A 22,598-nucleotide genomic window follows, 5' to 3' on the forward strand; every position below is an offset into this window, starting at 1 on the left:
CGGCTGCACGCCGCGGACATGTCGTCCTGTCACCGTTGCGGGTATGACTGCCGAGCTGATCGTCTCCGTATCCGGCATCCGGGACACCACCCGGGACGCCGCGATCGAGTTCGCGGCCGAGATGGACGACCGCGGCGTCCCGCTGTCGCTGCTCGTCGCGCCGCGGCTCAAAGGCGGCTACAAGCTGACCGATGACCCGGCCACGCTGGCCTGGCTGCGCGGGCGGCGCGCCGGTGGCGATGCCATCGTGCTGCACGGCTACGACCAGGCGGCCACCAAGCGCAGGCGGGCCGAGTTCGGGGCGCTGCCCCGGCACGAGGCGCGGCTGCGGCTGATGGCGGCGGATCGGGTGATGGAGCGGGTGGGGCTGCGCACCCGGCTCTTCGCCGCGCCGCGCTGGGACGCCTCGGCGGGCGCCATGGAGGCGCTGCCCGATGTCGGGTTCCGGCTGGCGCTCGGGTTGACCTCGATCATCGACCTGGAGCGCAACAGCGCGCAGCGCACCCGCGTGTACGGCATCGGCGAGGGGTTCCGCACCGAGCCGTGGTGGTGCCGGGCGCTGGTCCTCGGCGCGGCGCGGACCGCCAAGCGCGGCGGGGTCGTGCGGCTCGCCGTCTCCGGCGCGCAGCTGGCCCGCTCCGGGCCGCGGCAGGCCGTGCTCGACGCCGTCGATCTCGCGCTCTACCACGGCGCCACCGGCCAGCCGTACCGCTGGGAGCCGTACTCCGCCGCGACACGCGCAGCCTGACCGACCGGGCGGTCCGTTTCGCGGCCTGTACGGAGACGCGGGGCATGCCGGGATCCCTCGGCGGCGGGGGAGTTGAACCTCGGGTCGGTGTTCGCAGCCGACATCCGGATACCGGACGCAGGTGTCCGGATCGTTCCGCGCTGACGTCCGGCAAATCGCTGGAACGACACCGGCAACCCGGGATCGCCGCGATTTCTATCGTTTCGGTCGGATCGGCCGCCTTCGCTCCGAATTCTATTCGTGGAATTCGGAGGACGCTGAAAAGAATTCCGCAGAATTTTCAGTCGAAAGCGTTTGCTTCCCGTCGATCGGTGTCATTCTGTCAGTGCGGTATCCAATCGCATCAAGACGACAGGAAGGAAAGCGCAATGCTGGAAGCTCTTCTCGAATTGATCACCACTCTGGTCTCGACCCTCAGCGCGAGCACCCCCGAGCTGCCGCTCTGATCCTCTAGCTGCGCCGACCAGCCGCCCCGCATCGGATATCACCGGTGCGGGGCGGCTCCGTCGTGCCGGGCAAGAATTGCGCCCCGCAATTGCGAATGCACGTGCATTTCGCATTTCGGATATTCTGTTGCGTTTTGCGAAGGTGTGCCCCGGAATCAGCCGGGGAACTCCCTGCTGTCCTCGTGCTCGATGAGCGAGAACTCCGTACCCTCCGGCCCCATTTCAGTCAACCTGCCGAAGTAGATCCCCCGCGCCTCCGGCGCGACCACCCCATAGTGGATCGGCACCGCGCTCCGCGGGCGAACCGCGCGCAGATAATCCACCGCCTCGCTGATCCGCATCCACGGCGCCGCCGCCGGGATCGCGAGCACGCCGACCGGGCTCGGCGGCACCCAGAGCGAATCGCCGGGGTGCACCAGCTGTGCGGGCTCCGCGGGGGTGCCGAGCTGGAAGACGGTGTTGTCGATCACCGGCAGCTCCGGGTGGATCACCGCGTGCCTGCCCCCGCCACCCGTCACGGTGACCCCGCCGACGGTGAGCACCTGCCCGGCGTGCACCGCCTCCCACGGCTCCGGCCGCAGCTCGGCGGTCTGTGGATCGGAGAGCAGCCGGGCGCCGGGATTGGCGTCGATCAGCGCGCCGATCCGGTCGCCGTCGATGTGGTCCGGGTGCTGGTGGGTGACGGCGATGGCGTCGAGCCCGGTGATGCCCTCGAACCCGTGCGCGAAGGTGCCCGGGTCGAACAGCACTGTCGTGCCGTGCAGCTCGACGAGGATGCAGGAGTGGCCGAAGTGAGCTATGCGCATGCGGCGATGCTAGCCGCCGGTGACCGGCGTGACCGGCTGTGATCTCGCACCCCCCGGCAGCAGCCCGCGCCCGCCGCCATTACGCTGTGCCGGTAACCCCCCGAACCTTCGCGAGGAGAAAACGCGTGGCACGAGTCGTGGTCGAGGTGATGCCGAAGGCCGAGATCCTGGATCCGCAGGGTCAGGCCATCGTCGGTGCGCTTCCCCGCCTGGGATTCGCCGGTGTGTCCGATGTGCGGCAGGGCAAGCGCTTCGAGCTCGATGTCGAGGACTCGGTGAGCGACGCCGAGCTCGAGCAGATCGCCGAATCGCTGCTCGCCAACACCGTCATCGAGGAGTGGAAGGTCGTCCGGCTGTCATGAGCGCGCGGATCGGGGTGATCACCTTTCCCGGCACGCTCGACGACGTCGACGCGGCCCGCGCGGTGCGGCTCTCCGGCGCCGAGGCGGTGCACCTGTGGCACGCCGACGCCGATCTCAAGCGGGTCGACGCGGTGATCGTGCCCGGCGGCTTCTCCTACGGCGACTACCTGCGGGCAGGTGCCATCGCCCGGTTCGCCCCGGTGATGGGTGAGGTGGTGCGCGCCGCGGGCCAGGGCCTGCCGGTACTCGGCATCTGCAACGGCTTCCAGGTGCTGTGCGAGGCCGGGCTGCTGCCCGGCGCGCTCACCCGCAACGACGGGCTGCACTTCGTCTGCCGCGACGAGTGGCTGACCGTGGAGTCCACCGCGACCGCCTGGACCACCCGGTTCGAGCAGGGCGCGCAGATCCTCGTCCCGCTCAAGTCCGGCGAGGGCCGCTTCCAGGCCTCGGCCGAGGTGCTCGACCAGCTGGAGGGCGAGGGCCGGGTGGTCTTCCGCTACTCCGGCGACAACCCGAACGGCTCGCAGCGCGGCATCGCCGGGATCTCCTCGGCGAACGGCCGGGTGGTCGGGCTGATGCCGCACCCGGAGCACGCCACCGAGGCGCTCACCGGCCCCAGCGACGACGGGCTCGGGCTCTTCCTCTCGGTCCTCGACTCGCTCGTGGCGGCCTGAGCCGCAACGACTTACCCGCACCCGGCCCGGATCGCGCTCCCGCGCGGTCCGGGCCGGTGTCGTTTCCGGTGCTCCGAGGTTCGTGCCGAATCCTCCCGCTGAAAATTGCATTTCGAGTATTGGAAGTCGAATTGAACTGGCACAGCCGACTTTTCGGACACCCGCGCGGTGTCCGGTGACCGGCCGACACCACTCGCTCACGCGAATTTTCCGCGTTCGGTAGTCTTCCCCTCGTTCCAATTCTCGAGGCAGTCAGGACAATTGTGGAAACCATGGTGGGCGGTAATTCCACGCTGCATGGCGCGTTGCGTTCCGCGGAGCGGAGTTGGGTGCGTCACCTGGACGACGCTTTGTACGCGCGACAGCTTTCCCCGGATCAGTGGTCGATGTTGTCGAATCTCTCCGTCGACGGCCGGACCACGATGAGCGAATTGGCGGCGAAGTCGCAGTTGCCGCCATCATCGGCGACTCGGCACGCCGATGCGCTGGCCGAACGCGGGTTGATCTTCCGCGTCGCGGCGGAGGACGACCGGCGGCGCATCCTGATCGGGCTCAGCAAGCTGGGCGCCGAGCTGGTCGCGGCGGTGCGCGCCGAGGAGTATCGGGCCGAGCAGCAACTCCGTTCCCGGATCGGGGCGCGGCGATATGCGGAACTGCTCCGATTGCTGGATCTGGTGGCGCAGACCGTCGGTTGATTCATCCGATGAAATTCGCGCGGCATTTCCGCCGGTAATTGTGGCGGGTGTGTGCGAATGGTGCGGATGTGATTCCACATCGTCAATAGGACTTGACGGTCCCGCACCTGGGCCGGAGTGGCGGCCGCGCGCTGCCTAGGATCGCGGGCATGCCCGTCGTCAGCACCACCGCCACCGCCACCGGCCTGTGCGCCTTCATCGACGCCTCGCCCTCCCCGTTCCACGTCTGCCACACCGTGCGCCGGGAACTTGAGGGATGCGGCTTCCGCGCGCTGCGCGAGGCCGAGCCGTGGCAGGCGGGCGAGCCGGGCCGGTACTACGTGATCCGGGGCGGCTCGCTGGTGGCCTGGAGCACCGAGGCGATCGCGCCCGGCGTCGGGTTCCGGGTGGTCGGCGCGCATACCGACAGCCCCAACCTGCGCGTCAAGCAGCACCCCGACCTGCTCTCGGCAGGCTGGCAGCTGGTCGGGCTCGAGCCGTACGGCGGGGCGTGGCTGAACTCCTGGCTCGACCGCGACCTCGGTATCTCCGGCAGGCTCACGCTGCGGGATCCCGACGGTGGCGGGGTGCGCGAGCAGCTGGTGCGGATCGACGAGCCCATCCTGCGGGTGCCGCAGCTCGCCATCCACCTCTCCGAGGAGCGGCGCGGGGTCACGCTCGACCCGCAGCGGCACGTCAACGGGGTCTGGGGCGTCGGCACCGAGCCCGCCTCGTTCCTCCGGTACGTGGCCGAGCAGGCCGGGGTGGTCGCAGGCGACGTGCTCGGCTGGGAGCTGATGACCCACGACCTCGCGCCGAGCACCCTGGTCGGCCGCGACCGCGACCTGGTGAGCGCGCCCCGGCTGGACAACCAGGCCACCTGCTACGCCGGGCTGGCCGCCTTCCTGGCCGCGCTGGCCGAGCCGGGCGCGGCGCTGCCGGTGCTCGCGCTCTTCGACCACGAGGAGGTCGGCAGCCAGTCCGAGCGCGGAGCGCAGTCGGACCTGCTCCCCGCGGTGCTGGAGCGGATCGTGCTCGCCGCGGGCGGCGGCCGCGCGGAGTACCTGGCGGCGCTGGCCGGCTCGCTGGTCGCCTCCGGCGACATGGCGCACGCCACGCACCCCAACTACCCGGACCGGCACGAGCCCGCGCACCGGATCGCGGTGAACGGCGGCCCGGTGCTCAAGGTCAACCAGAACCTGCGCTACGCCACCGACGCCGTCGGCACCGGCGCGTTCGCGCTGGCCTGTGCCGAGGCCGGGGTGGTACTGCAGCGCTACGTGCACCGCGCCGACCTGCCCTGCGGCTCCACCATCGGCCCGATCACCGCGGCCCGCACCGGCATCGGCACCGTCGACGTCGGCGCGCCGCAGCTCGCCATGCACTCGGCGCGCGAGTTCATGGGCGCGGCCGACGTGCCCGCCTACGCGGCCGCGCTCGCGGCCTTCCTCACCCCGGCCGCCCGACCCGCGACCACCCCGGCGACCAGCACCAGGAAGGTCACCCAGACGTAGCTGCTGCCGATGATCTGCTGCCACCAGGCCCACTCCAGCTCGCGATCCTCGGCGTGCGGAAGCAGCCACTGCGGGCCGATCAGGAAGAGCAGCGCGAGCGCGCCGGTGCCGACGAGCAGCGGCCGGGAGCGGTTGCCATCGGCGATGGCGACGCCGAGCAGCAGCAGTGCGGGGGCGGCCCAGACCCAGTGGTGCGACCAGGAGACCGGCGAGACCAGCAGCAGCGCGGCGGCGTTCACCAGCAGCGCGGAGACCGGGCGATCCGCGGCGAGCAGCCGGTGCATCCAGAGCGCGGCCAGCGCCACCGCGACCGCGCCGAGCCCGAGCCAGAGCGCGGTGGCGGCGCCGTCGGAGACGCCGAGCCGGAAGGCGAGCCCCTTCAGTGACTGGTTGCCCGCGAAGTAGGGCGGGCCGATCCGATCCGTGTTGGCCAGCGTCTCCGACCAGTACTGCACCGAGTCCGTCGGGAAGAACAGGAAGCCGACGCCGACCGCGGCGGCCGCCGAGACCACGAGCGTGCCCGCCGCCTTCCAGTCCCGGCGGAGCAGGAAGTAGAGCAGGTAGCCGGCCGGGATGAGCTTCACCGAGACCGCGATGCCGATCAGCATGCCGCGCGGCCAGAAGGTCTTCGGCGCCAGGCAGTCCAGCGCGACCGCGGCCATCAGCACCAGGTTGATCTGGCCGAAGCCGAAGGTCTGGCGCACCGGCTCCAGCATCTGGGCCAGCGCGACCGCGGCGATCACCGCGGTCAGCACGGTGACCCGGTCCAGCTCCGGCCGCAGCCGGATCAGCACCAGCCACAGGGTGATCGCGAGGCTGGCGATCGAGGTGACCAGCACCACGATCTCGGCGACCCCGAGCGGAACCAGCGCCAGCGGGGCGAAGAGCAGCGCGGCCAGCGGGGGATAGGTGAAGGGCAGCGCGATGTCGCCGATCGGCGGCATCGGGCCGTACAGCTCGCCGCCGTCCAGCCAGACCCGCGGGCCGTTGCGGTAGACCTGCAGGTCGATGTAGTGGTCCCACCAGTGCAGCAGCAGCGAGACGGTCGCCGATACCGCGAACAGGCCGATCGCGAGGAGCAGCAACCGTCGCTGCCGCCGTGCCGAATCGGCAACCCCCGATCGTTCGTTCACGCGGCACAGGGTAGCGGGTGCCGTCCCCCCGCCGGCCCACGGCTAAACTCGCAGGCGATTTCCCGCATCGCGAAAACCGGCCCGAAAGGACCCTGGTACTCCCGTGACTTCGCAGGTCGACACCGTCAGCGCAGCCGCAGCAACCCCGGACACCGCGCAGCCCTACACCGAACTCGGGCTCAAGGACGACGAGTACGCCCGCATCAGGGAGATCCTCGGCAGGCGCCCCACCGACGCCGAGCTGGCGATGTACTCGGTGATGTGGAGCGAGCACTGCTCGTACAAGTCCTCCAAGGTGCACCTGCGCTACTTCGGCCAGACCACCACCGACGAGATGCGCGCCTCCATGCTGGCAGGCATCGGCGAGAACGCGGGCGTTGTCGACATCGGCGACGGCTGGGCGGTCACCTTCAAGGTGGAGAGCCACAACCACCCCTCCTACGTGGAGCCCTACCAGGGCGCGGCCACCGGCGTCGGCGGCATCGTGCGCGACATCATGGCCATGGGCGCGCGCCCGATCGCGGTGATGGACCAGCTGCGCTTCGGCGCCGCCGACGCCGCCGACACCAGGCGCGTGGTGGACGGCGTCGTCCGCGGGGTCGGCGGCTACGGCAACTCGCTCGGGCTGCCGAATGTCGGCGGCGAGACCGTCTTCGACGCCTCGTACCAGGGCAATCCGCTGGTGAATGCGCTCTGCGCTGGCGTCATGCGGGTGGAGGACCTGCACCTCGCCTTCGCCTCCGGCGCCGGTAACAAGATCATTCTGTTCGGTGCGCGCACCGGGCTGGACGGCATCGGCGGCGTCTCGGTGCTCGCCTCGGACACCTTCTCCGGCGACGAGTCCGGCGGGGGTCGCAAGAAGCTGCCGAGCGTCCAGGTGGGCGATCCGTTCACCGAGAAGGTGCTCATCGAGTGCTGCCTGGAGCTGTACTCGGCGAAGCTGGTGGTCGGCATCCAGGATCTCGGCGGCGCCGGGCTGGCCTGCGCCACCTCCGAACTCGCAGCGGCAGGCGACGGCGGCATGCGGGTCGAGCTGGACCGGGTGCCGCTGCGCGCGGCCGACATGACCCCGGCCGAGGTGCTCTCCAGCGAGTCCCAGGAGCGCATGTGCGCGGTGGTGACCCCGGAGAACGTGGACGCCTTCCTCGACGTCTGCCGCAAGTGGGATGTGCTGGCCACGGTGATCGGTGAGGTGACCGAGGGCGAGCGGCTCATCGTCACGTGGCACGGGGAGACCGTGGTCGACGTCCCGCCGCGCACCGTCGCGCACGACGGCCCGGTCTACGAGCGCCCGGTGCGCCGCCCGGATTACCAGGACGCGCTGATCGCCGACAGCACCGACCGGCTGGCCCGGCCGGGAACCCCCGACGAGCTGCGCGCCACCCTGCTGGCCATGCTGGCCAGCCCGCAGCTGTGCAGCCGCAGGTGGATCACCGAGCAGTACGACCGTTACGTGCGCGGCAACACCGTGCTCGCCGAGCACGCGGACGCGGGCGTCATCCGGATCGACGAGAACAGCGGCCGCGGCATCGCGCTCGCCACCGACGCCTCCGGCCGCTACACCAAGCTGGACCCGTACACCGGCGCGCAGCTGGCGCTGGCCGAGGCGTTCCGCAATGTTGCCGTCACCGGCGCCACTCCCAAGGCCGTCACCAACTGCCTGAACTTCGGTTCGCCCGAGGATCCCGGCGTCATGTGGCAGTTCCAGCAGGCGGTGCGCGGGCTCGCGGACGGCTGTGTGGCGCTCGGCATTCCGGTGACCGGCGGCAATGTCAGCTTCTACAACCAGACCGGGCAGGACGCCATCCTGCCGACCCCGGTGGTCGGCGTGCTCGGCGTCATCGACGACGTGCGCCGCCGCATCCCCACCGGCCTCGGCACCGAGCCGGGCGAGACGCTGATCCTGCTCGGCGATACCCGCGACGAGTTCGGCGGCTCGATCTGGTCGCAGGTGGCGCACGACCACCTCGGCGGCGTTCCCCCGCAGGTCGACTTCGCCCGCGAGCAGCTGCTGGCCGAGGTGCTCACCGCGGGCTCGCGGGACGGCATGATCAGCGCCGCGCACGACCTCTCCGAGGGCGGGCTGATCCAGACCGTCGTGGAGGCCGCGCTGGCGGGCGAGACCGGCTGCCGGGTGCTGCTGCCGGAGGGCGCCGACCCGTTCGTCACGCTCTTCTCCGAGTCCGCCGGCCGGGTGCTTGTCGCCGTGCCGCGCTCCGAGGAGACCAGGTTCAGCAAGATGTGCGAGGCCCGCGGGCTGCCCGCGGTGCGCATCGGCGTGGTCGACCAGGGCTCCGACTCGGTGGAGGTGCAGGGTCAGTTCACGGTGCCGCTCACCGAGCTGCGGGCCGCCTTCGAGGGCACCCTGCCCAAGCTCTTCGGCGCCATCGGCTGATCAGGCGGCCTTGAACGGGTCGTGCTCGGCGATCAGCTTCTCCAGCCGCGCCTCGTCCACCCGGACCCGCAGCGAATCCGATTCCTGCCGGTCACGGACCACCTTGGCGAGGGTGAAGGAGCTGGTCACCAGGAACAGCACGGACATCGCGAGAAAGCCGCGCTGCCACACGTCCAGCGGTAGGTAGAGGATGCCGACGCCCGCCCCGATCAAGCTGACGCCGAACGCGATCGAGGCCTGCGCCACGTAGGCCGCGGTCGTCTTCGACTGTGCGTTGGGAGTGCTCATGGACATCGAGTCTCCGACGCGGGCGGGCGCGGCGCCTGCGTGTGATTACTCGAGCGCCCCCGAGTAGTTGCCTGGCCCGCCGGTCCGGGGTGTGCACGGGCAGGCGCCGGAGCGCCGTGCCGCGCCGGGTGTGCCGGGCTGCCGCGAGCCGCCGCCGGGGGATGTCCGGACTGCCAGCCATACTGTTCCGGTGACGTCCGCCCAGCCCCCCGCCGCGTCGGCCCGCTGAGGCGCGTCGTGCCCGCACCCTCCCCGACGCTCACCAGGCTGCGCAGGCGGCTGCTGATCGTGGTGCGGCACATCGAGATCATCATCGATCTCAACTACGCCGGGCTGGTGGTGGCGACACTGTTCTTCGCGCTCTCGGTGACGCCGTCGCTGGTGCCGCGCGACTGGCTGTTCCAGGGGCTCGTCTCCGGGATCAACGCCGCGCTCGGGTACGGCGTCGGGTGCGTGCTGGAGTGGCTGTTCCGGCTGTGGGTGTGGCCGCGGGTGCGCGGGCGGGTGCCGGAGCCGCCGACCTGGGTGCGGTACGCGGTGAAGTCGGCGGTGCTCGTCACGGCGGCGCTCGGCGCGGGTTTCATGCTGGTGCAGTCGGCGCGGTGGCAGCGCGAGATCAGCGCGCTGATGGGCATGGAGGGCACGCCGACCCCGGCCTATCTGCGCACCGGGCTGCTCAGCGTCGCCGTCGGGGTGGCAGTGGTCGCCGTCTACCGGACGGTGCGCGCCTTCGTGACCGTGCTGGCCAGGGAGCTGAACCGCTGGGTCCGGGTGCCGCGCGAGCTCGCTCCGGCGGTCGGGCTGCTCGTCCTGGTGATCGCGGTGGTCACCGTGTTCAACGGCGTCGCGAGCCGGGCCTTCTTCGCGGTGGCGAACCAGGCGTTCAAGGTGCGCAACGACGACACCTCGGCCCATGCCTTCCAGCCGGTGCTGCCGGAGCGCTCGGGCAGCCCCGATTCGCTCGCCGAGTGGGACACGCTCGGCTTCGAGGGGCGCTGGTTCGTCTCGCACGGGCCGAGCCGGAGCCGGATCGCCGCCGTCACCGGGCGGCAGGCGGCGGAGCCGATCCGCGCCTACGTCGGGCTGGAGTCGCGCGACGGCGACCGCACCCAGGCCGAGCTGGCCGTCGCCGAGCTGGAGCGCACCGGCGCCTTCGACCGCAGGGTGCTCGTACTCATGACGACGACCGGCACCGGCTGGGTGAACTCGATGGCGGCCGGTGCCATCGAGTACATGTACGGCGGTGACAGCGCCATCGTCGCCACCCAGTACTCCTACCTGCCCAGCGTGCTCTCCTTCCTGGCCGACCGGAGCAAGGCGGCCGATGCGGGGCGCGAGCTGTTCGACGCGGTGTACGAGCGCTGGTCGGCGCTGCCGCCGCAGGCGCGGCCCAAGCTGCTGGTCTACGGCGAGAGCCTGGGGTCGCAGGGGTCGGAGGAGGCGTTCGACGGGCTGGCCGATCTGCGCGCGCAGGTGGACGGGGCGCTCTGGGTCGGGCCGCCGAACTCGAACCGGCTGTGGAAGCAGTTCGTCACCCGGCGCGATCCCGGGTCGCGGGAGGTGCAGCCGGTGTACGCGGACGGGCTCGTCGTCCGGTTCGCCGCCGAGCGGGCCGACCTGGCCAGGCCGGATGCGGAGTGGCGGACGCCGCGGATCGCGTACCTGCAACATGCCTCCGACCCGATCGTCTGGTGGTCGACGGACCTGATCTTCTCGCAGCCGGACTGGCTCTCCGAGCCGCGCGGCTCGGACGTCTCGTCGCAGATGCGCTGGTACCCCTTCGTCACCTTCTGGCAGGTCGCCGCGGATCTCACCAATGCGCAGGGGGTCAGCGACGGGCACGGCCACCGCTACGGTGACCTGGTGATCGACGGCTGGGCCGCCGTCGCCGCCCCGCCGGAGTGGAGCGCGGAGCTGGCCGAGAACGTCCGGATCCAGCTGGAGGCGGCCGAGGATTTCGAGCGGGCCACCAAGTGACGGGTTCGCGCGGAAGCACCGCGGGCGGGAGCGGTCCGCGGTGAGCGCGGCGCGGACCCTGCTCGCGGCAGCGACGCCGTTGCTGTGGCACAACGCGGTGCTGCCGCGGCTCGCGCTCGGTATCCGCGGGCGGACGGCCGCGAATGTCGCCTTCGCGACGGGTTACGCGCGGGTGTTCGCGGGGCGGCCGCGCTGGGGTGCGCGGGCCGGATGGCGCCTCGGGCTCGGCGCGGGCGGCGCCGTGCTCGCGGGCTACGGCGCGGCACTGGCCCTTCCACCCGCCCGGCGGGCACTGGCCGCGGCGCCTGACCGGTCACCCGGCGTCTCCGTCGCCGAGTGGATCGGCGTGCACATCCCGCTCGGCACCGTCTACACCGAGGAGCTGATCTTCCGCGGCACCCTCGACGACATCGCGGGCACCCCGCTCACCGCCCTCACCTTCGGCCTCTGGCACATCCGCCCGGCCCGCGCCGCGGGCGATGAGATCCTGCCGACCGTCGCCGCCACCACCGCGGCCGGACTCGTCTTCGGCGCGCTGCGCGGGCGGAGCGGCAGCGCGACCGCCCCCGCCCTGCTGCACTACGCCCTGAACGCGGGCGGCGCCCTGACCCCCCGGCTGGCCCGCTCGCGCGCGTTCTCCGCGCGCGGCACCGGCGCCGGGACCGTCGGCGACAGCCCGAGCTCCATCCCGCAGGCGTTCTCCGCGCGCGGCACCGGCGCCGGGTAACCTCGCGACGTGCCAGGACGCTCCACCGTCGACCCGAACGAACTCCGCGCCGCCACCGCCGCGGTGCGCGAGTGGCTGCTCGACGAGAGCATCCCGACCCCGCCCCGCGCCCAGCTCGGCGCCGCCGTCCGCGCCACCGCCCGCACGCTGGCCCAGGCAGCCCCCGGCCATTCGGTCGAGGTGCGGGTGCCGCCCTACGCCGCGGTGCAGTGCGTCGACGGCCCGCGGCACACCCGCGGCACCCCGCCGAACGTGGTCGAGACCGACCCGCGCACCTGGCTCCTGCTCGCCACCGGCCTGCTGACCTTCACGGCGGCCACGGAGAACGGCGCCGTCACCGCTTCCGGCAGCCGGGCGGCCGAGGTGGCGCACTGGCTGCCGGTCACCCGGCTGTAGCGGATTCCCGGTTCAGCACGTTCTTCCGGTGCAGCCCCCTGTGGTCGTAGAACCGGGTCACCACCGCGCCGAAGACCAGCCCGATGGCGAGCCCGAGGATGGTCATCCAGACCCCCCGGGTGAGCCCGGCCGGCCCGCTCGCGTCGAAGTACAGGATCGAGCGGATGGCGAGGAACACCTGGTGCATCGGCTCGAAGGTGGCCAGCCAGGCGAAGTACGGCGGCGTCGCCTCGATCGGCACCGTCCCGCCGGAGGAGGGCAGCCCGAGCACGACGAAGAGGATCAGGTTGGCGAGCAGCCCGGCCGAGCCGATCGCCGCCAGCATGGAGATGCCGGTGATGCCGACCGCCGCGATGGCGAGCCAGCTGTAGAGGAAGAGCGCGAGCCCGTGGCTCAGCGGCAGGTCGAGCAGGTGCGAGGTGAGCAGGAAGACCCCGGAGACGATGGCCGCGGCGACCGCCATCACGCCCCACTTGAGCAGCACGGTCCGGAACCGGGTGATCGGGGTCGGCGGATAGTGCACATACCAGGGCCCGTACTCGGTGGGCACGAAGCCGAGCTGGGCATCGACCATGGTGTGGATGACCATCGCGCCGACCACACCGGCGAGCAGCAGCAGCAGCGCGTAGAAGAAGGCGGTCAGCCCCTGGCCGGTGCCGTTCGGCAGCGGGTGGTACTGCTGCACCAGCACGTCGATCGGCTCGCGCAGCACCACCCGCGCGGCGCCGCTCAGCTCGGTCGCGGGCGCCCCCGGCGGGCTCGCCGCCAGCTGCGTGTTCACCTGGTCGGTCAGCTGCCGCCCGACCTGCTCGTTCACCCTGGCCAGCATCTCGTCGGCGATCCGGAGCACCACCTGGGTGCTGTAGGCGCCCGCGCGCGGGTTGGTCTCGACGGTCACGATGGGCCGCTGGATGTCGCCGGGCACCACGCTGCCGATGCCGAGGATGCCGAGCGACTTGCTGAAGTCGCTGGGGATGACGACGGCGCCGTAGACCTGCCCGGTCTGCAGCAGCCGTTCGGCCTCGCTGATCCCGACGACGTGCAGCTCGACCTTGTCGGTGGGGATCGCGGCGACGATGCCGTCGGTCACCTGCCTGCCGAAGTTCACCTGCTGCTGCCCGCCGCCGGTGTCGAGCACGTCGCCGAGGTCCTGGTTCACCAGGGCGATCGGGAAGTCGTGCAGGTTCTCCTCCGGGTCGGCGACGTAACCGAGGTACATCACGCCGAGCAGGGCCGTGAGCAACGTGAGTACCACCACAGGCGCGCCGGTCATCCTGGCCCAGCCGAGCAGGCTCCGCGGCGTGCTGCCCTCGGCCGCCGGAACCTGGACCGAATCGGCCGAATCGCCTGATCCGGCGGGGTCTTCCGGCTCACCTGGCTGGTCGGGCGTGGTCACCGCAGCACGGTATCAGGTGGAACCGGCGGTTCCGCGGTCATCGTGACCCGGAACGCTCCGCGCCGCCCGCCGCCGCCGGACCCCGGAGCGGCTGGCCGTAGACTGGCGGTCGCCCCCAGCCCGCCCGAACAGGGAGCGAACGGTGACCAACGCCGACTTTCCGGTCGACAGCGATCTATCCACCCCTAACCCGGTCGCGCCGCCGGCCGCCGCCCATGATCAGGACGAGAACGAGCCGCGCGAGGAGTGCGGCGTTTTCGGAGTCTGGGCGCCGAGCGAAGATGTCGCGAAGCTGAGCTACTACGGCCTCTACGCCCTGCAGCACCGCGGGCAGGAGGCGGCGGGAATCGCCGTCTCGGACGGTCAGCAGATCCTGGTCTTCAAGGATCTCGGCCTGGTCAGCCAGGTTTTCGACGAGCAGACGCTGGCGGCCATGCCGGGCCACGTCGCCATCGGGCACTGCCGGTACTCCACCACCGGCTCCACCACCTGGGAGAACGCGCAGCCGATCTTCCGCACCACCGCCGTCGGCTCCGGGCTCGCGCTCGGGCACAACGGCAACCTGGTCAATACCGCCGAGCTGAACGAGCGCGCCAGGGAGCAGGGGCTGCTCGGCCGCCGCCCGGCAGGCGACAGCAAGCCCGCTCCGATCGCCGCCACCTCCGACTCGGACGTGATGACGGCGCTGCTCGCGCACGCCGCCGCCGACTCCAGCATCGAGCAGGCCGCCATGGAGCTGCTGCCGACGCTGCGCGGCGCCTTCTGCCTGACCTTCATGGACGAGCACACGCTCTACGCCGCCCGCGACCCGCACGGCGTGCGCCCGCTGGTGCTCGGCAGGCTGGAGCGCGGCTGGGTGGTCGCCAGCGAGACCGCCGCGCTGGACATCGTCGGCGCTGCCTTCGTCCGCGAGATCGAGCCGGGCGAGCTGCTCGCCATCGACGCCGACGGCGTGCGCTCCATGCGCTTCGCCGCGCCGGAGCCGAAGGGCTGCGTCTTCGAGTACGTCTACCTGGCCAGGCCGGACTCCACCATCGCCGGCCGCTCGGTGCACTCCACCCGGGTCGACATCGGCCGCAGGCTGGCCAAGGAGCACCCGGTCGAGGCCGACTTGGTGATCCCGGTGCCGGAGTCGGGCACCCCGGCCGCGGTCGGCTACGCGCAGGGCTCGGGGGTGCCGTACGGCCAGGGGCTGATGAAGAACGCCTACGTCGGCCGCACCTTCATCCAGCCGAGCCAGACCATCCGCCAGCTCGGCATCCGGCTCAAGCTGAACCCGCTGCGCGAGGTGATCAGGGGCAAGCGGCTGATCGTGGTGGACGACTCCATCGTCCGCGGCAACACCCAGCGCGCGCTGATCCGCATGCTGCGCGAGTCGGGCGCGCTGGAGATCCACGTGCGGATCGCCTCGCCGCCGGTCAAGTGGCCGTGCTTCTACGGCATCGACTTCGCCTCTCGGGCCGAGCTCATCGCCAACGGCGCGGGGCTGCCGGACGGCGCCGACGGCTCCACCGACCCGGGCTCCGAGGTCTTCCGCGACATGGTCGAGGGGGTGCGCCGCTCGATCGGCGCCGACACCCTCGGCTACATCTCGCTGGACGGCATGATCGCCGCCACCGAGCAGCCGCGCAGCCGGCTCTGCAGCGCCTGTTTCGACGGCGACTACCCGATCCCGCTGCCGCACGAGGCCGCCATCGGCAAGAACCTGCTCGAGGGCATGCTGAGCGGAAGGCCGGAGGCCGCGCTGCTCCGGGAGAACGCGAACGCGAGCGCGCTGAGCAGGCCCTGACCGACCGGCCGTGCGGTCGGGGGTGACGAACCGGGGTGCGATACCGCTGCGTGTCCGTTATTCCGCTCCGGTAGCGTGAGCTGGCATCTATCCGCCGATTCGGTTTGGAGCTCTTCCCGAAAATGACTGAACAGACCCCCAGTGGTAACGGTGCTTCCTACGCCGCGGCCGGTGTGGACATCGAAGCCGGTGACCGCGCCGTCGAATTGTTCGGGCCATTGGCGAAGAAGGCGAGCCGCCCCGAGGTGCAGGGCGGCCTCGGTGGCTTCGCCGGGTTGTTCGCGCTGAAGGGCGGTTACCGGGAGCCGCTGCTCGCCGCCTCCACCGACGGCGTCGGCACCAAGCTGGCGGTCGCGCAGGCGCTGGACAAGCACGACACGGTCGGGCTGGATCTGGTCGCCATGGTCGTCGACGACCTGGTGGTCTGCGGCGCCGAACCGCTGTTCCTGCAGGATTACATCGCGGTCGGCAAGGTCGTCCCGGAGCGGGTCGCCGAGCTGGTCTCCGGCATCGCCGAGGGCTGCGTGAAGGCGGGCTGTGCGCTGCTCGGCGGCGAGACCGCCGAGCACCCCGGGTTGATGGACCCGGACGACTACGATCTCTCCGCGACCGGCGTCGGCGTGGTCGAGGCGGACGCCGTGCTCGGCCCGGAGCGGGTGCGCTCCGGCGACGTGGTGATCGCCATGGGCGCCTCCGGGCTGCACTCCAACGGCTACAGCCTAGCTCGCAAGGTGCTGCTCGAGATCGACCGGATGAGCCTCACCGGGCACGTCGAGGAGTTCGGCCGGACGCTCGGCGAGGAGTTGCTGGAGCCGACCCGGATCTACGCCAAGGACTGCCTCGCGCTGGTCGCCGAGACCGATGTGCGCACCTTCGCGCACGTCACCGGCGGCGGGCTGGCCGCCAACCTGGGCCGTGTGCTGCCGCAGGGCATGGTCGCCGAGCTGGATCGCGGCACCTGGAGCCCGGCGCCGGTCTTCAAGATGATCGCGCAGCGCGGCCGGGTCGAGCGGATCGAGATGGAGAAGACGTTCAACATGGGCGTCGGCATGGTCGCGGTGGTCGCCCCCGAGGACGTCGACCGCGCGCTGGCCGTGCTCACCGCGCGGCACATCGATTGCTGGACACTGGGTTCGGTCAGCCACAGCAAGGATGCCGACGCGCCGCGGGCGGTGCTGGTCGGCGAGCACCCGCGCTTCTAGATCCTGGCCGAATCGGTCCGAGCCGCATCGGTCGCAGAAATGGCGAGGCCCGCATCGTGAGATGCGGGCCATCGGCGCGAGCCACCGCAAGCTCGCTGTGACTGTGTCCGAACGCGGTCGAGGGGGAGGACCGTCGGCCTCCCCCTTCGCATACGTACGGTCAGCGGCGCCAGTCGTCGTAGTCGTCGTCGTCGCTGTTCCAGCGGGACGGGGACTCGTCGGCGTCGTGCCCATCGGGCAGCACGCCACCACCGTTGGGTCGGTGGTAGTGCAGATCGGTGCCGTTCGAGAGCTCTCGCTGAAGGCTCGTGAAGTCGGTTGACGGCGAGCTGTACTTCAGCTCGCGCGCGACCTTGGTCTGCTTTGCCTTAGCCCGGCCACGGCCCATGGCTGAACCCCCTCGCGTCAATGCGGGGCGGCCTGGGGTGTGTTGGCGGCCCCGTTCGAATTAATACTCTTCCTGACAGACACTTTAGCGTGTGTCAGGCCGCCGCGCTCCCACGAGTGGGCGAAGATTCCGGCGCCGCCCGCCGTTTGCCCCGCCGTCGCCGCGGGCGCGGAAGGCTACAGCACGCCGGGGACGGCGCGGATGACGCCGACCCTCGCACCGCCGCCGAGGATCGGCGGGGCTGCCAGTTCCGCGAGCCGGTCGGTCCACGGCACGCCCAGACGACGCAGAATCGCCAGCGTCAGCGGTATCCGCGCGCGCTCGGCGCCGTCATCGACCTTGTAGGCGAAGGCCCGCCCGTCCGGGAGCGCGCCCGCGTGCACGCCGTCCGCGCCGATCTTGCAGACCAGGCCGGGGGTCTCCGACATCAGGAGCAGGTCGGGGGCATCGGTGCCGGAAATCACTCGCGGATGGGCGCGAATCGCCTGCGCGACACGCCGCTCGGGGGTATGCGGGGCGGCGGTGACCAGGGTGGCGAAGGCGCGGGCCAGGTTCACCAGCGACACCGGGACGATCGGCAGCCCGCAGCCGTCGATGCCGAGGTCGGTCTCCGGCTCGCCGGTGACGTCGGCGATGGTCTCGACGACGGCCTGCTGCAGCGGGTGCGCGGGGTCGAGGTAACCCCTGGTCGGCCAGGCGTTGGCGGCACAGGTGGCGAGCATGGCCGCGTGTTTGCCGGAGCAGTTCATCAGGATCCGGCTCGGCTTCCCGCCCGCGGCGAGCAGCAGGGCCCGCGGCAGCTCGCCGAGCGGGAGGTCGGGCGGGCACTCCAGGTCGTTCTCCGTGCGGCCGTTCCGTTCCAGGAGGCGCCGGACCGCCGCCACCTGATCGGGCTCGCCGTAGTGGGAGGCTATGGCTATGGCCAGCTCCGCGTCGTCGGCCGGGGTGAAGCCGTTGCGGAGCAGGGCGAGGGCCTGCAGTGGTTTGTTGGTCGAGCGCGGGAAGATCGGGCCGTGCACTTCGCCGAGCTCCAACCGGATCTCGCCGTCCGCGCCGAGCAGCACCACCGACCCCCGGTGTACGCACTCGCGGAACCCGGACCGCACGACTTCGACCAGTTCGACACTCACGCGGCGCCCTCCCGCCGGATGAGCGACGGCCCGCCGTGGCCGCGCTCCGCTGACCCGCTCATCCCGCTGCCTCCCGCGCGTGCCGCCTGGTGTGCCGGTCGACCTGCATGCGGATGTCGTCCGAGGCGGTGGGCTCCAGTTCCAGCAGCCGGGTCAGCCGGTCCGGATCCGCGCCGGTGAAGACGTCGCGGACGGTGATGCCGTGCTCGGGGACGTACTCCACCAGCACCTCGTCGCCCGCGCCGACGGTGCCCGCTTCCAGCAGCCGGAAGTAGCACCCGGTGTCGCTGCGCAGCGCGAACCGCTTGACCCACTGCCGCTCGCCGGACCAGTGCTGGAAGGTCGCGCACGGCACCCGCGGCGCGCTCACCTCCAGCAGCGTGGTTCCGATCCGGAGCCGGGCGCCCAGCACCGCGTCCGAGAGCGGGAGCCCGTCGACCCGCAGGTTCTCGCCGAACCAGCCGTGCGGCAGCACCCGGCCCAGCTCCTGCTCCCAGCGGCGCGCGTCATCGTCGGCGTAGGCGTAGACCGCCTGGTTCAGCCCGCCGTGGTGCTCGGTGTTGCAGACGTGATCGCCGGCGAGCCCGAGCGGGCCGACCTCCACCCGCCCCTCGACCGGCCGCTTGTCGATGGCGCTGCGCCCGACCCGGCCGGGCACCTCCAGCTCCGCGTGCACCACGCAGACCGCGAGCACGCGGCCGGTGTCACCGCTGCGCATCAGCGCCCGCGCAGCCGGTCGACGGCGAGCCTGCCCGCCTGCGGACGGTCGTCCGTCGGCACCGAGTCGGGGTCGATCGCGGCCGCCGAGGTGCCTGCCACCAGCGCGGTGCCGGCCGGGACGGCCCGCTTCACCAGGGCGAGCGCGATCGGGCCGAGCTCGAAGTGGTCGACGACGGTGCCGAGCCTGCCCACCGCGCGGCCGTCGGCGGTGATGTCGGTGCCGGGCTCCGGGCGCTCGTCGGCGGAGCCGTCCAGGTGCAGCAGCACCAGGTTGCGCGGCGGCTTGCCCAGGTTGTGCACCCGGGCGACGGTCTCCTGGCCGCGGTAGCAGCCCTTGTCCAGGTGCACCGCGCCCGCATCGCCGCGATCGCCGATCCAGCGCGCCTCGTGCGGGATCGTGCGGTCGTCGGTGTCCAGGCCGAGCCGGGGGCGCAGCGACTCGACGCGCAACGCCTCGAAGGCCCACATGCCCGCCGGGGTGGCGCCCGCCGCGGTCAGCGCGGACCACCACTCGGTGAGCTTCGCGCGCGGGATCACCAGGTCGTAGGAGTGCTCGCCCGGCCACGGCATGCGGCGCAGGAAGCCGCCGCCCGGCAGCGGGACCGCGCGGTACACGGCGGGCAGCTCGGCGATGCCGAGCGCGCCGGTGAGCGTCTCCACCTCGGGGCCGAGCAGGGTGAGCACGGCGTGGTCGGCGGCGTCCCTCGGCTTCGCGTCGGCCCAGAAGACCATCTTGGTCAGGAAGCCGATCAGGTCGGGGCCGCGCTCGGCCTCGGTATCGATCCAGACGGTCTCGGCCAGTTCGGTGAGCACGAAGTGGTGCTGCACCCGGCCGTTCAGATCCAGATCCAGGTTCTCCGCCGACTCGCCGTCGGCCAGCCCGGCCACGTGCTGACTGGTGATGGTGTGCAGCCAGGTCAGCCGCTCTGCACCGGTGATGGTGCCGACGGCGCGATGCGAGCGATCCACGATCGCCACCCGCCGCGCCGCGGCGCGCTGCTCCGCGAACGGGTCGCCGTAGTGCCAGGCGACAGCGGCATCCGGCGAACCTGGGACCCCCGCGACAGCTCCGGGAGTACCGAGAAGAGGACTAGGCACAACCAGCACAAAACCACTGTACGTGGAAGTGGGTCGGAGGGTGGATCAGCCCGTCCGCAATACAGGACATGACAAGGAATGTCCTGCTGCTATCACGAAATCATCAAATACGTTGGCGACACGCGCCGATGGAACAATCAACTCGAGCGCACCGTAGGCATTACCTGCCCGAATTGCCTACGCTCCTACCCATGGCGGATCGAGTTCTTGTGACACTCGACGGCGCGGTCCACGATGCGGACGCGCCGTTGTTGTTTGCCGACGACATCGGTGTTCTGCGCGGCGACGGTGTCTTCGAAACGGTGCTGGTGCGGGACGGCAGCCCGTGTGCGATCGAGTTCCACCTGGGCAGGCTGCGCCGCTCCGCCCAGGCGCTCGAACTACCCGAGCTGGAGCTGAGCCGGTGGCGGGCGGCGGCCGAGATCGCGGCCAAGGAATGGGGCAGCGAGGAAGAGGGCGTGCTGCGGCTGGTGCTGACCCGCGGCCGGGAGAGCGAATTCGCCGAGGTGCCCGATTCGGTGACCTCGGGCGAGCTCGCCGCCGCCGTCCCGGCCCCGACCGCGTTCGTCACGGTCAGCCCGGTTCCCGCCCGGGTGGCGAAGGCCCGCGCCGATGGCATCAAGGTGGTGAGCCTGGTCCGCGGCATCTCCATCGATCTGGCCCAGGCCGCGCCCTGGCAGCTGCTCGGCGCCAAGACGCTCTCCTACGCCACCAATATGGCCGCGCTGCGCTTCGCGCACCGGCAGGGCGCCGACGACGTGATCTTTACCAGCACCGAGAACCGGGTGCTGGAGGGGCCGCGCTCGACCATCGTGATCGCGCGGGACAAGACGCTGCTCACCCCGCCCGCCAAGAACGGCGTGCTGCCCGGCGTCACCCAGCGGGCGCTGTTCAACGAGGCCCGCAAGGCAGGCTGGGAGGTCAAGTACGAGCCGCTCTGGACCGCCGACCTCTTCGTCTGCGACAGCATCTGGCTGCTCTCCAGCATCACCCTCGCGGCCAGGGTCGCCCAGCTGGACGGCATCCGGCTGATGGCCGCCGACAACGCCGACGAGATCATCGAGCTGGTCGACCGCGGGGTCGCGCGGGCGGGGGCCATCGGCGACTGGTGAACCCCGGCCCGGTGCCCGGAAAACCGGCGCCGATGGACCCGACCGGCCGCGCTACGTGACGCCGACAGCGATTCGCGTCACGATGATTGGTGCGTGGCGCTTCCGCACGTAGCCTTACTACAGAGTGTCGTAGACAAATCGGCTGGTAGGAGGTCACGGTGAGCGCGCTGGACGTGTCGCGATGGCAGTTCGGGATCACCACCGTCTATCACTTCCTCTTCGTGCCGCTCACCATCGGCCTCGCGCCGCTGGTCGCCGGGATGCAGACGGCGTGGGTGATCACCGGCAAAGAGCACTGGTACCGGCTCACCAAGTTCTTCGGGAAGCTCTTCCTGATCAACTTCGCGCTCGGCGTCGCCACCGGAATCGTGCAGGAATTCCAGTTCGGGATGAACTGGAGCGAGTATTCCCGCTTCGTCGGCGACGTGTTCGGCGCGCCGCTGGCGCTGGAGGGGCTGGTCGCCTTCTTCCTGGAGTCGACATTCCTCGGGCTCTGGATCTTCGGCTGGAGCAGGCTGCCGCGGCTGGTGCACCTGGCCACCATCTGGCTGGTGGCGATCGGCGTGAACGCCTCCGCCTTCTTCATCATCGCGGCCAACTCCTTCATGCAGCACCCGGTGGGCGCCAGGTACAACCCGGAGACCGGCCGCGCCGAGCTCACCAGCATCGTCGAGTTGCTCACCAACAACACCGCGCTGGCGGCCTTCCCGCACGTGGTGGCCGGTTCGTTCCTCACCGCGGGCACCTTCGTCGCCGGGATCGGCGGCTGGTGGATGGTGCGCAACGCGCGCGGCGGCGACCCGGCGAAGCTGGCGGAGGCGCGTGCCATGTGGCGCCCGGTCGCGCGGGCCTCGCTGGTGGTGGTCGCGCTCGCCGGGGTCGCGCTGATCTACACCGGTGACGTACAGGGCAAGCTCATGTTCCAGCAGCAGCCGATGAAGATGGCCTCCGCGGAGTCGCTGTGCCACACCGAAACCGACCCGGACTTCTCCGTGCTCACCGTCGGCACGCACAACAACTGCGACAGCGTGACGCACGTGCTCGAGGTGCCGTTCGTGCTGCCCTGGCTGGCCGAGGGGAGGTTCACCGACGTCACCCTGGACGGCGTCGTCGACCTGCAGCAGTCCTACGTCGACCAGTTCGGCCCCGGCGACTACCGGCCCAACCTCTTCGTCACCTACTGGGCGTTCCGCGCCATGATCGGGCTCGCGGGCGGGTCGGCGCTGCTCTGCGTGGTCGGGCTCTGGCTCACCCGCGGCGGGCGGGTGCCGCACCAGCGCTGGTTCGGCCTGCTCGGCATCGCCGCCATCCCGACGCCGTTCCTGGCCAACAGCGCGGGCTGGGTCTTCACCGAGATGGGCCGCCAGCCCTGGGTGGTCGTGCCGAACCCGACCGGCGACCCCAACCTGCGGCTGACCGTGCAGGAGGGCGTCTCGAACCACCCGGCGAGCACCGTCTGGATCTCGCTCGCGGTGTTCACCCTGCTCTACGGCGCGCTCGCGGTGGTCTGGTTCTACCTCATGCGGCGCTACGCGATGGCCGGGCCGGACCAGCCGCCGCCGCCGGACGAGTCCGCGCCCGATCAGGACGAACCCGTCCGCCAGCTGTCCTTCGCCTACTAGG

The 22,598-nt window shown here is 71.3% G+C and carries 21 protein-coding genes; 13 read left to right on the forward strand and 8 right to left on the reverse strand.

Features of this window, described 5'->3' with window-relative positions; all coding sequences use genetic code 11:
• Positions 1-43 precede the first annotated feature (43 nt).
• Complete coding sequence (locus tag ACFO0B_RS20260; protein WP_378614089.1) at positions 44-748, forward strand: DUF2334 domain-containing protein; 705 nt, start codon at positions 44-46, stop codon at positions 746-748.
• Positions 749-1,349: 601 nt separating this feature from the next.
• On the opposite strand, the gene ACFO0B_RS20265 is transcribed toward ACFO0B_RS20260, so the two are convergent.
• A complete protein-coding gene (locus tag ACFO0B_RS20265) occupies positions 1,350-2,000 on the reverse strand; it encodes an MBL fold metallo-hydrolase (protein WP_378614090.1) in 651 nt (216 codons plus the stop codon).
• Positions 2,001-2,125: 125 nt separating this feature from the next.
• On the opposite strand from ACFO0B_RS20265, the gene purS reads away from it, so the two are divergent.
• From purS to ACFO0B_RS20285, 4 genes are all read left to right on the forward strand, one after another.
• Positions 2,126-2,362, forward strand: coding sequence for a phosphoribosylformylglycinamidine synthase subunit PurS (purS, locus tag ACFO0B_RS20270; RefSeq protein WP_233015803.1), 237 nt, complete (start codon positions 2,126-2,128; stop codon positions 2,360-2,362).
• A complete protein-coding gene (purQ, locus tag ACFO0B_RS20275) occupies positions 2,359-3,036 on the forward strand; it encodes a phosphoribosylformylglycinamidine synthase subunit PurQ (RefSeq protein WP_378614091.1) in 678 nt (225 codons plus the stop codon). The genes purS and purQ overlap by 4 nt, the downstream gene beginning before the upstream one ends.
• A gap of 272 nt (positions 3,037-3,308) precedes the next feature.
• The gene (locus tag ACFO0B_RS20280; RefSeq protein WP_233021127.1) at positions 3,309-3,731 is read left to right on the forward strand and encodes a MarR family winged helix-turn-helix transcriptional regulator; all 423 of its coding nucleotides are present in this window, start codon (positions 3,309-3,311) and stop codon (positions 3,729-3,731) included.
• Positions 3,732-3,880: 149 nt separating this feature from the next.
• On the forward strand, positions 3,881-5,224 hold the full coding sequence (locus ACFO0B_RS20285) for a M18 family aminopeptidase (protein WP_378614092.1): 1,344 nt from the start codon (positions 3,881-3,883) through the stop codon (positions 5,222-5,224).
• Here ACFO0B_RS20285 and ACFO0B_RS20290 read toward each other — a convergent pair.
• Entirely contained in the window at positions 5,134-6,357 is a 1,224-nt protein-coding gene (locus ACFO0B_RS20290; RefSeq protein WP_378614093.1) for a glycosyltransferase 87 family protein, read from the reverse strand. The two genes, ACFO0B_RS20285 and ACFO0B_RS20290, sit on opposite strands and share 91 nt — an antisense overlap.
• A 103-nt stretch (positions 6,358-6,460) precedes the next feature.
• On the opposite strand from ACFO0B_RS20290, the gene purL reads away from it, so the two are divergent.
• Entirely contained in the window at positions 6,461-8,752 is a 2,292-nt protein-coding gene (gene purL, locus ACFO0B_RS20295; RefSeq protein WP_378614094.1) for a phosphoribosylformylglycinamidine synthase subunit PurL, read from the forward strand.
• On the opposite strand, the gene ACFO0B_RS20300 is transcribed toward purL, so the two are convergent.
• Positions 8,753-9,040, reverse strand: a complete 288-nt coding sequence (locus ACFO0B_RS20300; RefSeq protein WP_378614095.1) for a YiaA/YiaB family inner membrane protein — start codon at positions 9,038-9,040, stop codon at positions 8,753-8,755.
• Between the two features lie 237 nt (positions 9,041-9,277).
• Between ACFO0B_RS20300 and ACFO0B_RS20305 the strand changes: the two genes are divergently transcribed.
• From ACFO0B_RS20305 to ACFO0B_RS20315, 3 genes are read left to right on the forward strand one after another with little or no spacing between them, the layout of a single operon-like run.
• Positions 9,278-11,017 carry an alpha/beta hydrolase gene (locus ACFO0B_RS20305; RefSeq protein WP_378614096.1) on the forward strand — a complete coding sequence of 580 codons (1,740 nt, stop codon included), beginning with the start codon at positions 9,278-9,280 and terminating at the stop codon, positions 11,015-11,017.
• A gap of 40 nt (positions 11,018-11,057) precedes the next feature.
• Positions 11,058-11,744, forward strand: a complete 687-nt coding sequence (locus tag ACFO0B_RS20310) for a CPBP family intramembrane glutamic endopeptidase (RefSeq protein WP_378614097.1) — start codon at positions 11,058-11,060, stop codon at positions 11,742-11,744.
• A gap of 9 nt (positions 11,745-11,753) precedes the next feature.
• Positions 11,754-12,140, forward strand: a complete 387-nt coding sequence (locus ACFO0B_RS20315) for a sterol carrier family protein (RefSeq protein ID WP_378614098.1) — start codon at positions 11,754-11,756, stop codon at positions 12,138-12,140.
• Here the strand turns inward: ACFO0B_RS20315 and ACFO0B_RS20320 are convergent.
• Positions 12,127-13,536 carry a YhgE/Pip domain-containing protein gene (locus ACFO0B_RS20320; protein WP_449289798.1) on the reverse strand — a complete coding sequence of 470 codons (1,410 nt, stop codon included), beginning with the start codon at positions 13,534-13,536 and terminating at the stop codon, positions 12,127-12,129. The two genes, ACFO0B_RS20315 and ACFO0B_RS20320, sit on opposite strands and share 14 nt — an antisense overlap.
• A gap of 142 nt (positions 13,537-13,678) precedes the next feature.
• On the opposite strand from ACFO0B_RS20320, the gene purF reads away from it, so the two are divergent.
• Together purF and purM are read left to right on the forward strand one after the other, a co-directional pair.
• Entirely contained in the window at positions 13,679-15,325 is a 1,647-nt protein-coding gene (purF, locus tag ACFO0B_RS20325; RefSeq protein ID WP_378614099.1) for an amidophosphoribosyltransferase, read from the forward strand.
• A gap of 122 nt (positions 15,326-15,447) precedes the next feature.
• Entirely contained in the window at positions 15,448-16,527 is a 1,080-nt protein-coding gene (gene purM, locus ACFO0B_RS20330; RefSeq protein ID WP_378614100.1) for a phosphoribosylformylglycinamidine cyclo-ligase, read from the forward strand.
• A 160-nt stretch (positions 16,528-16,687) separates the two neighbouring features.
• On the opposite strand, the gene ACFO0B_RS20335 is transcribed toward purM, so the two are convergent.
• From ACFO0B_RS20335 to ygfZ, 4 genes are all read right to left on the reverse strand, one after another.
• Positions 16,688-16,915: a DUF3073 domain-containing protein gene (locus ACFO0B_RS20335; RefSeq protein ID WP_378614101.1), complete on the reverse strand. Its 228-nt coding sequence runs from the start codon at positions 16,913-16,915 to the stop codon at positions 16,688-16,690.
• Between the two features lie 176 nt (positions 16,916-17,091).
• Complete coding sequence (locus ACFO0B_RS20340; protein ID WP_378614102.1) at positions 17,092-18,045, reverse strand: asparaginase; 954 nt, start codon at positions 18,043-18,045, stop codon at positions 17,092-17,094.
• Between the two features lie 58 nt (positions 18,046-18,103).
• Complete coding sequence (locus tag ACFO0B_RS20345) at positions 18,104-18,763, reverse strand: MOSC domain-containing protein (protein ID WP_378614103.1); 660 nt, start codon at positions 18,761-18,763, stop codon at positions 18,104-18,106.
• The gene (gene ygfZ, locus ACFO0B_RS20350) at positions 18,763-19,872 is read right to left on the reverse strand and encodes a CAF17-like 4Fe-4S cluster assembly/insertion protein YgfZ (protein ID WP_378614104.1); all 1,110 of its coding nucleotides are present in this window, start codon (positions 19,870-19,872) and stop codon (positions 18,763-18,765) included. The genes ACFO0B_RS20345 and ygfZ overlap by 1 nt, the downstream gene beginning before the upstream one ends.
• A gap of 182 nt (positions 19,873-20,054) precedes the next feature.
• On the opposite strand from ygfZ, the gene ACFO0B_RS20355 reads away from it, so the two are divergent.
• On the forward strand, positions 20,055-20,975 hold the full coding sequence (locus ACFO0B_RS20355) for an aminodeoxychorismate lyase (protein WP_378614105.1): 921 nt from the start codon (positions 20,055-20,057) through the stop codon (positions 20,973-20,975).
• Between the two features lie 158 nt (positions 20,976-21,133).
• Positions 21,134-22,597 carry a cytochrome ubiquinol oxidase subunit I gene (locus ACFO0B_RS20360; RefSeq protein ID WP_378614106.1) on the forward strand — a complete coding sequence of 488 codons (1,464 nt, stop codon included), beginning with the start codon at positions 21,134-21,136 and terminating at the stop codon, positions 22,595-22,597.
• The last annotated feature ends 1 nt before the right edge of the window (position 22,598 follow it).

This window comes from Nocardia jiangsuensis, from assembly GCF_042650385.1.
Lineage (GTDB): Bacteria > Actinomycetota > Actinomycetes > Mycobacteriales > Mycobacteriaceae > Nocardia > Nocardia jiangsuensis.